This window comes from Pseudomonas sp. GM84, from assembly GCF_000282535.1.
In the GTDB taxonomy this organism is placed as follows: Bacteria; Pseudomonadota; Gammaproteobacteria; order Pseudomonadales; family Pseudomonadaceae; genus Aquipseudomonas.
This window is the reverse complement of sequence record NZ_AKJC01000242.1, coordinates 1-12,499: the sequence shown is the minus strand read 5'-3', so window position 1 is coordinate 12,499 and position 12,499 is coordinate 1. Positions and strand designations below refer to the sequence as shown.

Sequence of the window (12,499 nt, the reverse complement as noted above, 5' to 3'; positions counted from 1 at the left end):
AGCTTCAAACACTTGGCTCGCCTCGATCTCTCGTAGCGGGAGGCGAATCATACAGCGTTTAGAAACGCTGTCAACCACCTTTTCAACCGCTATCGATCATTCGATCAAAGCACCTCCAGTGCTGCCTGGCTCGATTAACTCTTTGAATCTCAAGGAGTTTTTCGTTCCGACTACGCTGGAAGTGGGGCGCATTATAAGGGGATTCGAGAGCCCGTCAAGGCTTAATTCCAAGAAACTTCAATATCGCTGAAAAAGCGAAGCGGGGAGGCCTGACGGCCTCCCCGCTTTACATCTAATAGTAGCGTCACAGCACACCAGCACCGCGCAAAAGCTGCACAGCTTCGGCATCCAGCCCCAGCACATCCGCCAACACCCGCTCGGTGTGCTCACCCAACAAAGGTGGCGCATGCCGATACTCGACCGGCGTCTCCGACAACCGAATCGGGCTGGCCACTTGCGGCACACTTCCAGCCAGGGCATGCGGCAGATTTACCGCCAGGCCACGCGCCAGCACCTGCGGGTCCTGGAACATCTGCGCCAGATCATTGATCGGCCCACAAGGCACCCCAGCAGCCTCAAGCTGCTGCACCCACTCAGTCGTGGTCTTGAAAACCGTAGCCTGGCGAATCAACGGAATCAGCGCGGCGCGATTAGCCACCCGCTGCTTGTTGGTGGCGAAACGCGGGTCGTCCGCCCACTGCGGCTGCCCGGCCACTTCAGCGAACTTGCGGAACTGGCCATCGTTGCCCACGGTGAGAATGAAGTTGCCATCCGCCGTCGGGAAGTCCTGGTACGGGACAATATTAGGATGGGCATTACCAAGCCGACGAGGCGGGTTCCCCGTGGTCAGGTAATTCATCGCCTGGTTGGCCAGGCAAGCTACCTGTACATCGAGTAGCGCCATATCGATATGCTGGCCAACGCCGGCTTGATCACGATGGGCGAGGGCGGCCAGGATCGCCACAGTGGAGTACAGCCCCGTGAGGATATCGGTAAGCGCCACCCCCACCTTCACCGGACCCGCACCCTCCTCACCATCCGGGCGCCCGGTCAGGCTCATCAGCCCGCCCAGCCCCTGGATCATGAAGTCATACCCGGCACGCTTGGCGTACGGCCCTGTCTGCCCGAAACCGGTGATGGAGCAATAGATAAGCTTCGGATTGACCGCCTTCAGACTCTGGTAGTCCAACCCATAGGCCGCCAAACCGCCCACCTTGAAGTTTTCGATAACGATATCCGACCTGGCCGCCAGCTCGCGCACCAGACGCTGGCCTTCTGGCTGGGTGAAGTCGATCGTCACAGAACGCTTGTTGCGGTTGGCGGACAGGTAGTAAGCCGCCTCGCTGGTGTTCTCGCCTTGTGCATCCTTAAGGAAGGGCGGCCCCCATGAGCGGGTATCGTCGCCATTGCCTGGGCGCTCGACCTTGATCACGTCGGCGCCCAGGTCAGCCAGGATCTGGCCAGACCAAGGTCCCGCCAGCACACGAGAGAGATCAAGCACCCGCAGATGTGATAGCGCTCCCATGGACGGGCTCCTTATCAGTAGAAGGCCTGGATGCCGGTTTGCGCACGACCCAGGATCAGCGCATGCACGTCATGGGTACCTTCATAGGTGTTGACCACCTCAAGGTTGACCAGGTGGCGCGCGACGCCGAACTCGTCGGAGATACCATTACCGCCCAGCATGTCACGGGCCATGCGCGCGATATCCAGCGCCTTGCCGCAGGAGTTGCGCTTCATGATCGAAGTAATCTCGACGGCTGCAGTGCCTTCGTCCTTCATGCGCCCCAGGCGCAAGCACCCTTGCAGGGCCAGGGTGATTTCGGTCTGCATGTCTGCCAGCTTCTTCTGGATCAGCTGATTGGCTGCCAGTGGGCGGCCGAACTGCTGACGGTCCAGGGTGTACTGACGCGCGGTGTGCCAGCAGGCTTCAGCCGCACCCAAGGCGCCCCAGGAGATGCCATAGCGGGCCGAGTTCAGGCAGGTGAACGGACCCTTGAGACCGCGCACCTCGGGGAAGATGTTCTCTTCCGGAACGAACACGTTGTCCATGACGATCTCGCCGGTAATAGAAGCACGCAAGCCGACCTTGCCATGAATGGCCGGGGCGCTGAGACCTTGCCAGCCCTTTTCAAGCATGAAGCCGCGGATGTCGCCAGCGTCATCCTTGGCCCAGACCACGAACACATCAGCAATAGGGCTGTTGGTGATCCACATCTTGCTGCCGCTGAGGCGGTAGCCGCCATCGACCTTCCTGGCGCGGGTAATCATCGAGCCCGGGTCGGAACCATGGTTAGGCTCGGTCAGGCCAAAGCAGCCGATCCACTCGCCGCTGGCGAGCTTGGGCAGGTATTTCTGCTTTTGTGCCTCGGTACCGAACTCGTTGATCGGCACCATCACCAGCGAAGACTGCACACTCATCATCGAGCGGTAGCCAGAGTCGATACGCTCCACTTCACGGGCGATCAGGCCGTAGCACACATAGTTCAGCCCGCTGCCACCGTACTGCTCAGGAATGGTGGCGCCCAGCAGGCCGACTTCGCCCATCTCGCGGAAGATCGCCGGGTCGGTCTGCTCGTGGCGGAAAGCTTCCAGCACTCGCGGTGCCAGCTTGTCCTGGGCGAACTGATAAGCGCTGTCACGCACCATGCGCTCTTCTTCAGTGAGCTGCTGATCCAGCAGCAGCGGGTCGATCCAGTTGAAGCTTGCTTTACCGGCCATGAGCGAAATCCTCGTAATAGGGAGCATGTTCTTGTGCCATTGATCCTAGGCCTGTTCGGGCGTCGGGACAAACGAGGAATGCGCACGTATTAGTGATATTTTGTCACTCCGAAAGCTGAAAAAACCCAGTATTTACGACACCACGAGTGAGGTTGACGTACATGCGCCGCAAGATCCCCAGCACCACCGCGCTCATCTGCTTCGAGGCGGCCGCACGCCACGAGAGCTTCACCAAGGCCGCCCAGGAACTGGCCCTGACGCAGGGCGCCGTCTGTCGGCAGATTGGCGGCCTGGAAGACTTTCTCAACGTCGAACTGTTCCGGCGCTCACGGCGTGGCGTGAAGCTGACCGAGGCCGGCCTGTCGTACAGCCGCCAGGTGGCTGCACAGCTCGATGCGGTGGAACGCGATACCTTGTCGGTGATGCGCCAGCAGGGCGCCAACGTGATCGAACTGGCGGTAGTGCCGACCTTCGGCACGCGCTGGCTGCTGCCGCGGCTCAAAGACTTCCAACACCACCACCCGGAAGTCACCGTCAACCTGACCAACCGCACCCGACCCTTCCTGTTCGCCGACACACCCTTCGACGCCGCCATCTATTTCGGAGATGCCGACTGGTCCGGCACCCAGTCCCAGCGCCTGATGGGCGAAAACCCGCTGCCGGTCTGCAGCCCGGCGCTGCTGGACGGGGAGGGCATGCTCGATGCCAGACGCATTGCCAGCCTGCCTTTGTTGCAGCAGACCACCCGGCCTTATGCCTGGCGCCAGTGGTTCAACAGCCAGGGCATGAATGTCGCCGGCGACATGACAGGGCCACGCTATGAACTATTCTCCATGCTTGCCCAGGCCGCGATGCACGAGATGGGGGTGGCACTGATTCCACCGTTCCTGATCCAACGCGAACTGGAGGAGGGCAGGCTGGTGGTCGCTAACAGGCACGCACTGTCCAGCGACAAGGCCTACTATCTGATGATTCCCGAACGCAAGGTGGAATCGGCTTCGCTGCGCGCCTTCCGCGATTGGCTGGCGGAGCAGGCACGCAGCTATATCGCTGCGCACAAAGGCGAAGTGCCTGCCTGACTAATGTAGTCAATTATTTTGAACACCTACAGATATACGTTTTTGTCGCATAGACGCAAACTGTTCAGGTGAATCGAAAAACCCCAACGAAGCCGCTAAACACGCGGCTTTCAGAGGGTTTTACGACACTCGCGAGCTCATCCGCGAAATCATCGCAAAAAATTTCAAAAAATCCCCTAATCTGCCAATGGCCTATGTTTGACGGGCTGCGACCCGATTGTTGCGACATACGGTCACAGGGTGACTTGTAGTTTTGACTTCGTTTCGCTCCATAACCGGTTGAAGGCCCCTGGGTTCGTCTGCAAAATGCTCGACCCGCCCAGGATTCGGCGGGCTGGCGCTCAACAGCCAACCCTGCGCACCACCCGAAGTGCGCGGGCTTTTATAAAGACAAAAAGGTCACCGCAGGAGAAATAGTCGTGCACATTGGTGTTCCTCTCGAGACGCAGACCGGTGAGACAAGGGTCGCTGCGACCCCCGAAACCATCAAGAAACTGATTGGCCAGGGCCATCAGGTCACCGTCCAACGGGGGGCAGGCCTTAACGCCAGCATTCCGGACAGTGCCTATGAGGCCGTGGGCGCTTCCCTGGGAAGCGCAGCCGATGCCTACGGCGCCCAACTGGTTCTGAAAGTGGTCGCGCCCAACGACCAGGAGCTGGCCCAGATCAACAGCGGCAGCCTCCTGGTTGGCATGCTCAACCCCTTCAACAGCGAGCTGATCGGCAAGATGGCCGAACGCGGCATCACCGCCTTCGCCCTGGAAGCCGCGCCCCGTACATCCCGCGCCCAGAGCCTGGACGTGCTGTCGTCGCAGGCCAACATCGCCGGTTACAAGGCTGTGCTGCTGGCGACCCACTACTACCCGCGCTTCATGCCCATGCTGATGACAGCCGCCGGCACCGTTAAGGCCGCCCGTGTACTGATCCTCGGCGCAGGCGTTGCCGGCCTGCAGGCCATCGCTACGGCCAAGCGCATGGGGGCGGTGATCGAAGCCTCGGACGTGCGCCCGGCGGTGAAGGAGCAGATCGAGTCGCTCGGCGCCAAGTTCATCGACGTGCCTTACGAAACCGATGAGGAACGCGAGTGCGCCCAAGGTGTGGGCGGCTATGCCCGCCCAATGCCAGCCAGCTGGATGCAACGTCAGGCCCAGGCCGTGCACGAGCGCGCCAAGCAGGCCGACATCGTCATCACCACGGCGTTGATTCCGGGCCGCAAGGCGCCGACCCTGCTCAGCGCCGAAACCGTGGCACAGATGAAGCCCGGCTCGGTGGTCGTCGACCTGGCCGCCGCTCAAGGTGGCAACTGCCCGCTGACCGTGGCCGATCAAGTGGTCATGTCGAACGGCGTGACCATCCTCGGCCCGACCAACCTGCCAGCTCAGGTAGGGGCGGATGCTTCGGCGCTGTATGCACGCAACCTGCTGGACTTCATGAAGCTGCTGTTCGACAAGGACGGCGCACTGGTCATCAACCTCGAAGACGATATCGTCGCGGCCTGCCTCATGTGCCGTGACGGTCAAGTCGTCCGCAAGAACGGCTAAGGAGCACGACAATGGAAGACATGCTGATTTCCCATGGCATCTACAACCTGATCATTTTCGTGTTGGCCATTTATGTGGGCTACCACGTGGTCTGGAACGTGACCCCGGCACTGCACACACCGCTGATGGCGGTTACCAACGCCATCTCGGCAATCGTCATCGTCGGCGCCATGCTGGCGGCCGCCCTGACCGTGACCCCGGCCGGCAAGGTGATGGGCACCCTGGCGGTGGCCCTGGCCGCGGTCAACGTGTTCGGTGGCTTCCTGGTCACCCGCCGCATGCTTGAGATGTTCAAGAAGAAAACCAAGAACGAGGCGCAGAAGTAAGCATGAGCATGAATCTGGTAACGCTCCTCTACCTCGTCGCCTCGGTGTGCTTCATCCAGGCGCTCAAGGGCCTGTCGCACCCGACCACCTCGCGGCGCGGCAACCTGTACGGCATGATCGGCATGGGGATCGCCATCCTCACCACGGTCGGCCTCATTTATAAGCTGGGCGCTGAGCTGGGTACTGCTGGTATCGGCTACGTGATCGTCGGCCTGCTGGTCGGTGGTACCGCCGGTTCGATCATGGCCAAGCGCGTCGAGATGACCAAGATGCCTGAGCTGGTCGCCTTCATGCACAGCATGATCGGCCTGGCCGCGGTGTTCATCGCCATTGCCGCCGTGCTCGAACCCCAGTCGATGGGCATCGTCGCCGCCATCAGCGATCCGATCCCCACCGGCAACCGCCTGGAACTGTTCCTCGGCGCGGCCATTGGTGCCATCACCTTCTCGGGCTCCGTGATCGCTTTCGGCAAGCTGTCGGGCAAGTACAAGTTCCGCCTGTTCCAAGGGGCACCCGTACAGTTCACCGGCCAGCACAAGCTGAACCTGATCCTCGGCCTGACCACCATCGCCCTGGGCCTGCTGTTCACCTTCACCGGCCATTACAGCGCCTTCACCCTGATGCTGGCCCTGGCCTTCGTCATGGGCGTGCTGATCATCATCCCGATCGGTGGCGCCGACATGCCGGTGGTGGTGTCGATGCTCAACAGCTACTCGGGCTGGGCGGCGGCCGGTATCGGCTTCTCGCTGAACAACTCGATGCTGATCATTGCCGGCTCCCTGGTGGGCTCCAGCGGTGCGATCCTCTCGTACATCATGTGCAAGGCGATGAACCGCTCGTTCTTCAACGTCATCCTCGGCGGCTTCGGTGGCGATGTCGATGCCGGCGCGGCACAAGGCTCGAAAGAGCAGCGCCCGGTGAAATCCGGCTCTGCCGATGACGCCACCTTCCTGCTGAGCAACGCCGACAGCGTGATCATCGTCCCGGGCTACGGCCTGGCGGTGGCCCGCGCCCAGCACGCGCTCAAGGAACTGACCGAGAAGCTGATCCACAACGGCGTGACCGTGAAGTATGCGATCCACCCGGTGGCGGGGCGCATGCCCGGGCACATGAACGTATTGCTCGCCGAAGCCGAAGTGCCTTACGACCAGGTGTTCGAGATGGAAGACATCAACGCCGAGTTCGGCCAGGCCGACGTAGTGCTGGTGCTGGGCGCCAACGACGTGGTCAACCCGGCGGCGAAGAACGATCCGAAGTCGCCCATCGCCGGCATGCCGATCCTTGAAGCGTTCAAGGCCAAGACCATCATCGTCAACAAGCGCTCCATGGCCAGCGGCTATGCGGGCCTCGACAACGAGCTGTTCTACCTGGACAAGACCATGATGGTGTTCGGTGACGCGAAGAAGGTCATCGAGGATATGGTCAAAGCGGTGGAGTAAGACCTTTCGTAATAAACGTTGCGATATAAAAACCCCGGCGGAAATTCCCCGGGGTTTTTCATTTCATTGATCCAGATCAACGGCTCTATTTCCGGGCTTCTCATACGACCATGGTCGTGGGACGGCGACGGGCGAAATCTCTAGACTGCGCTGCAGTAGCCTCAGTAGCCCGAGATAACAATCCATGTACCGTGATCGTATCCGCTTGTCCTCCCTGCACAGCAAGGTAATGAGTGCGGCTGATGCCGCCGGCCTGATCGAGGACGGCATGACCGTCGGCATGAGCGGTTTCACCCGCGCCGGCGAAGCCAAGGCTGTGCCACATGCCCTGGCCGAACGCGCCAAGCAGTCGCCTCTGAAAATCAGCCTGATGACTGGCGCCAGCCTGGGCAACGACCTCGACAAGCAGCTGACCGAAGCCGGTGTGCTGGCGCGTCGCATGCCGTTCCAGGTCGACAGCACCCTGCGCAAGGCCATCAACGACGGCCAGGTGATGTTCATCGACCAGCACCTGTCGGAAACCGTCGAGCAACTGCGTAACCAACAGCTCAAGCTGCCGGACATCGCGGTCATCGAAGCCGTGGCCATTACCGAAGACGGCCACATCGTGCCGACTACCTCGGTAGGCAACTCGGCCAGCTTCGCAATCTTCGCCAAGCAAGTGATCGTCGAGATCAACCTGTCGCACAATGCCAACCTCGAAGGCCTGCACGACATCTATATCCCGACTTACCGCCCGACCCGCACGCCGATCCCGCTGGTGAAAGTCGATGATCGCATCGGCAGCACCGCCATCCCGATCGACCCGGCCAAGATCGTGGGTATCGTCATCAGCGACCAACCGGACTCGCCGTCCACCGTGCTGCCACCGGATGACGAAACCCAGGGCATTGCCGACCACCTGATCAACTTCCTCAAGAGTGAAGTGGACGCTGGCCGCATGACCAACAAGCTCGGCCCACTGCAGGCTGGTATCGGCAGCATCGCCAACGCCGTGATGTGCGGCCTGATCGATTCGCCGTTCGAAGACCTGACCATGTACTCCGAAGTACTGCAGGACTCGACCTTCGACCTGATCGACGCGGGCAAGCTGAGCTTCGCCTCGGGCAGCTCCATCACCCTGTCGACGCGCCGCAATGCCGATGTGTTCGGTAACCTGGAGCGCTACAAAGACAAGCTGGTACTGCGTCCGCAAGAAATCTCCAACCACCCTGAAGTCGTGCGCCGCCTGGGCATCATCGGCATCAACACGGCGTTGGAGTTCGATATCTACGGCAACGTCAACTCCACGCACGTCTGCGGTACCCGGATGATGAACGGCATCGGTGGCTCGGGCGACTTCGCCCGCAACGCACACCTGGCGGTGTTCGTCACCAAGTCGATCGCCAAGGGCGGTGCGATTTCCAGCGTGGTGCCGATGGTCAGCCATGTCGACCATACCGAGCATGACGTGGATATCCTGGTCACCGAGCAAGGCCTGGCCGACCTGCGCGGCCTGGCGCCTCGCGAGCGGGCACGGGCGATCATCGACAACTGCGTTCACCCAGACTATCGCGCAGCCTTGAATGACTACTTCGAACGCGCCTGCCAGCGTGGCGGCCACACGCCGCACATCCTGCGTGAAGCGCTGAGCTGGCACGAGAACCTGGAAGAATGCGGGCGCATGCTCGCTAGCTGATCCGCGTAGAACCTATCGCCGGCAAGCCGGCTCCCACACCGTACAGCGCAGCCTTCAAGATCAGCGCTGTACCTGTGGGAGCCGGCTTGCCGGCGATGAGGCCAGCACAGTCAAATCCCCTCCCGCCCCGCAAGCTAAAAAAACTGTTCTACTGTACTGGTTTCCTCTCCAGTCCACTCCCTCCAAAACCCCCTCGCCACCCATAAACGCACCACAATAGTGCGGACCAGTACAGTTGCGCCAATTTCGAGTGCAACAGTAGGGTTACACAGTTAACTGAGCCATCGTCTTTCAACCAAACTGTATCTACTGTTATGGACAACAGAGGAGGATCATTGGCATCAGTTAAATCACTACCTAATCCCGCCACAAGCGGAAGGATGAAACATCATGGAACGTACCCTCAGTTCCGGTCTGGTTTTCGAAAGCACCGCCAAACAATCCAACGCCTCGATGCCGCTGCGCGCTTTGTCCACCCTGCTGCTGTGGCAGCGCCGCATGGCCAGCCGCCGTCAGCTGGCTCGCCTGGACGCCCGCCTGCTGGCCGACGCCGGTATCAGCGAGTCGCAGCGTTACGAAGAGCTCAGCAAGCCGTTCTGGCGCTAAGCCCGGTTCGCCGGCTAAGGCTGGCACCGCGAATTCCAAAACCCGTTGCAGGACGCTGCAGCGGGTTTTTTATTAGCCGAAGCGCGTGCTAGACCGGTTAAAAGCCTGATAGATACAGTTCTAACTTTTCTTCAAAACGACCAGTACAGTCGATTTCCTTGACGTTCGTTACCTTCTGAAAATCGCGCCGCGTGATACGCTTGGCTTAGCAGCCTGGTAGAAGCCAGTTGCCCAAGTACCGTGACGGACCGTGCGAACGTCCGATATTGCAGATTCACCCGACCCTTTCCAGGAGTCCACGACCATGTCCCGCAAATACCTGATTGGCACCGCCCTGCTGCTCGGCCTGGCCGGCACCGCCCACGCCACCAGCTTCGTCGTCACGACCGATGCCGTAGTCCGTGCATTCGCCTCGTCCACCGATGCCACCTCCGACCTGAGCTCGTCGTTCCGTGACGACAAGATCGTCCAGGCCGCCCGCGACGACGCGGCCAGCTTCGTCGGCAGCCAGGGCGCCATTCGCGGCGCCAAGCTGGAAAGTGCCTTCATGCACATCCGCTCGAACATGCCGTCACTGCAAGTCAGCGATGCTCAGCTGGCTCAGGCCATCCTGGCCATCTGACACCCAGGCTGTAAGACAAAATGCGCTGGCTGAGGCCAGCGCATTTGTTTTAGGCTCGCCGCCCCGTCCCGGCCGCCCACCAGCCCATGCATCAGCTGTTGCCGCATTCGTCGGCGACCTTGAACTGGCACACACAATTCTCGTCCAATAAAAACATCTGACTCCCTGTATTTTTCGGAGATGCTCCATGCGTAAACCGCTGATCGCCGCGACCCTCGGCATGCTGTTGCTGGCCGACCTGGCCCAGGCACAGACCTTGGTGGCCACCAGCAACATCATCGTGCGGGCCTTTGGTCGCTCGCTCGATTTCACGTCCGATACCACCACGTCGATCCGCGACTCCAAGGTAGTGCGTGAAGCCCATGACGATGCCGCCAGCTTCGTGGCCAGCAACGGGGATATCCGTGGCGCCCAACTGGAAGCAGCCTTCGACACCCTGCGCGAGCGCGTACCAGAAGCGCGCGGCGCCAGCGACCAGGTACTGGCCGAAGCCATCCTCGCACTGTGACTGGCATGCGTACCTGGCTGCTCGGCTGCATCCTGACGCTGCTGGGTACGCCCGCCCTGGCCGACCTGCAGCTTGAGCTGCAGGCGTCCGGCCTCGCCCCGCAACAGGTTCAAGCCACCCAGGACTTGCTCGACGAAGCACTGGGCAAGCTACCGCCACGCTTCAAGCAGCAGTTGGATCGGCGCGTTCAGGTCAGCTGGACTGACAAGATGCCGGCCGATGCCTATGGCCAGGCTTCGCTGGTCTCGACCCTGGAGCTCAATCGTCGCCTGCTGCCCAGCCTGACTGACGGCAGCGCCGCGCGAGAACGCACCGACCGGCCCCACGGCACGGTTCGCCAAGAGCTTTTGGCCACCGTGTTGCACGAGCTCACCCATATCTACGACCGAGCGCGGCTTTGGCCCAGCGCCGAACGCTCGATGATCGCCCGTTGCAAGCGCCAGCAGGGCACCTTGGGCAAGATCGGCCTCGCGCAAGATTGCCGCGGCCTGGCGGAACGCCGCTTCACCCTGAGCGACGACCCACGCCTGCTCGACCTGGCCGGATGGCAGCAATACGTCGGCCGCCGAGGCGAGCGCGAGCAGCACAATGGCCAGCTAGTTCGCAGCCCCGACAGCTATGAGCTGAGCAGCCCCAAGGAATTCATCGCGGTCAACATGGAGTATTTCCTCCTCGACCCGAGCTATGCCTGCCGGCGTCCGGCCCTTGACCAGTACCTTCGCGATCACTTTGACTGGGCCCCACAGCAGGACACCTGCGCCAAAGGCCTGCCATTTCTCAACGCCGGCAGCGACTTCGCCCGCCAGCCGTTGGGCGAGATCGACCCGGAGCGGGTTTATGAAGTGGATTACCTGCTGGCCGAAGCCAACCAGAACTGGGTCAGCCGCTGGGGCCACAGCATGCTGCGCCTGGTCATCTGCAAACCTGGCCGGCCACGCGGGCCGGACTGCCGCCTGGACCTCGACCAGCACCTGGTGCTCTCATACCGTGCCTTCGTCAACGATGTGCAGCTTTCCAGCTGGGATGGCCTGATCGGCGCCTACCCGTCGCGGCTGTTCGTTCTCCCCCTCGGCCAGGTGATCGACGAGTACACCAAGACCGAACTGCGCAGCCTGGCGTCGGTGCCGTTGCGGCTCGAACGCAACGAGGTCGAGAGCCTGGTGCGCCAAGCCGCCGAGATACACTGGAGCTACGACGGCAACTATTTCTTCCTGTCCAACAACTGCGCGGTCGAGTCGTTGAAGCTGCTGCGCAGCGGCACCGGCAACCCACAGCTGAACGACCTCGACAGCATCATGCCCAATGGCTTGCTGGAGGTGCTCAAGGGCAGGGGGCTGGCCGACACCAGCGTGCTCGACAACCCACGCGAAGCCTTGCGCCTTGGCTACCGCTTCGACTCCTACCGTGACCGCTACCAGGCCATGTTCGAGGTACTGAAGCAGCAGTTGCCGATCAAGCAGGACAAGGTAGAAGACTGGCTGGAACTGGAGGCCGAGCAGCGCCGCACGTGGTTCGCCCAGGCCAATCTGCGTACCAGCGCCGCGTTGCTGCTACTGGAGCAGGCCAGCCTGCGCAGGCAGTTGTTGCTGGCCCAGGACGAAGTGAAGCAGCGCTACCTGAATGCCGTCGAGCTCAAGGATGGCAGCATGAACAAGGCCAACCAGACCCTTCAGCAGATGCTCGCCAACAGTGGCTTCCTCAGTCGCCCGGCGGAGTTGCTCGATGCCAAGGGCTATGGGCTGCCACAGCCGGATGAGCGCAAGCATCTGGAGAAGGTCAGCAGTGAGCGGCAGGCTCAGTTGTTGCGCTTGAGTACCGACCTGGACAAGGAAGTGCGGGCGCTCCTGGATCCTTCGCGGGCCAGGGAGATTGCTGCGGTCGAGACCAATGTGAAGCAGGTCGGTGAGCATTTGCGGGCGCTGCACAAGGCTGCCGGAGGCCTGCAGTTGCCGTAGCGCCTGCACTGGCCCTATCGCCGG

Annotated in this window: 12 protein-coding genes; 10 read left to right on the top strand and 2 right to left on the bottom strand. The window is 61.4% G+C overall.

The features are described 5' to 3' along the window. A partial coding sequence (locus tag PMI38_RS27580) for a hypothetical protein (protein WP_238540204.1) occupies positions 1–250 on the top strand: 250 nt, incomplete at its 5' end. Positions 251–304: 54 nt separating this feature from the next. On the opposite strand, the gene PMI38_RS19290 is transcribed toward PMI38_RS27580, so the two are convergent. Continuing rightward, positions 305–1,525: a CaiB/BaiF CoA transferase family protein gene (locus PMI38_RS19290; RefSeq protein WP_008097422.1), complete on the bottom strand. Its 1,221-nt coding sequence runs from the start codon at positions 1,523–1,525 to the stop codon at positions 305–307. A gap of 14 nt (positions 1,526–1,539) precedes the next feature. Then, complete coding sequence (locus tag PMI38_RS19285) at positions 1,540–2,721, bottom strand: acyl-CoA dehydrogenase (RefSeq protein WP_008097420.1); 1,182 nt, start codon at positions 2,719–2,721, stop codon at positions 1,540–1,542. A gap of 161 nt (positions 2,722–2,882) precedes the next feature. On the opposite strand from PMI38_RS19285, the gene PMI38_RS19280 reads away from it, so the two are divergent. The 9 genes from PMI38_RS19280 to PMI38_RS19240 all read left to right on the top strand — a co-directional run bounded on the left by PMI38_RS19280 (position 2,883) and on the right by PMI38_RS19240 (position 12,475). Then, a complete protein-coding gene (locus tag PMI38_RS19280) occupies positions 2,883–3,800 on the top strand; it encodes a LysR family transcriptional regulator (protein ID WP_008097417.1) in 918 nt (305 codons plus the stop codon). A gap of 419 nt (positions 3,801–4,219) precedes the next feature. Continuing rightward, positions 4,220–5,341, top strand: coding sequence for a Re/Si-specific NAD(P)(+) transhydrogenase subunit alpha (locus PMI38_RS19275; RefSeq protein ID WP_008097415.1), 1,122 nt, complete (start codon positions 4,220–4,222; stop codon positions 5,339–5,341). Positions 5,342–5,352: 11 nt separating this feature from the next. Then, the gene (locus PMI38_RS19270) at positions 5,353–5,667 is read left to right on the top strand and encodes an NAD(P) transhydrogenase subunit alpha (RefSeq protein ID WP_008097413.1); all 315 of its coding nucleotides are present in this window, start codon (positions 5,353–5,355) and stop codon (positions 5,665–5,667) included. A 2-nt stretch (positions 5,668–5,669) separates the two neighbouring features. Continuing rightward, positions 5,670–7,106, top strand: coding sequence for an NAD(P)(+) transhydrogenase (Re/Si-specific) subunit beta (locus tag PMI38_RS19265; RefSeq protein WP_008097411.1), 1,437 nt, complete (start codon positions 5,670–5,672; stop codon positions 7,104–7,106). A 184-nt stretch (positions 7,107–7,290) separates the two neighbouring features. Then, on the top strand, positions 7,291–8,784 hold the full coding sequence (locus PMI38_RS19260; RefSeq protein ID WP_008097409.1) for an acetyl-CoA hydrolase/transferase family protein: 1,494 nt from the start codon (positions 7,291–7,293) through the stop codon (positions 8,782–8,784). A 390-nt stretch (positions 8,785–9,174) separates the two neighbouring features. Then, positions 9,175–9,390 (top strand): DUF1127 domain-containing protein, encoded by a 216-nt coding sequence (locus PMI38_RS19255; RefSeq protein WP_008097407.1) that lies wholly within the window; start codon positions 9,175–9,177, stop codon positions 9,388–9,390. 304 nt (positions 9,391–9,694) lie between these two features. After that, the gene (locus PMI38_RS19250; protein WP_008097405.1) at positions 9,695–10,012 is read left to right on the top strand and encodes a DUF2388 domain-containing protein; all 318 of its coding nucleotides are present in this window, start codon (positions 9,695–9,697) and stop codon (positions 10,010–10,012) included. A gap of 187 nt (positions 10,013–10,199) precedes the next feature. Then, positions 10,200–10,520 (top strand): DUF2388 domain-containing protein, encoded by a 321-nt coding sequence (locus PMI38_RS19245; RefSeq protein ID WP_008097403.1) that lies wholly within the window; start codon positions 10,200–10,202, stop codon positions 10,518–10,520. Positions 10,521–10,525: 5 nt separating this feature from the next. After that, complete coding sequence (locus tag PMI38_RS19240) at positions 10,526–12,475, top strand: DUF7844 domain-containing protein (RefSeq protein ID WP_008097402.1); 1,950 nt, start codon at positions 10,526–10,528, stop codon at positions 12,473–12,475. The last annotated feature ends 24 nt before the right edge of the window (positions 12,476–12,499 follow it).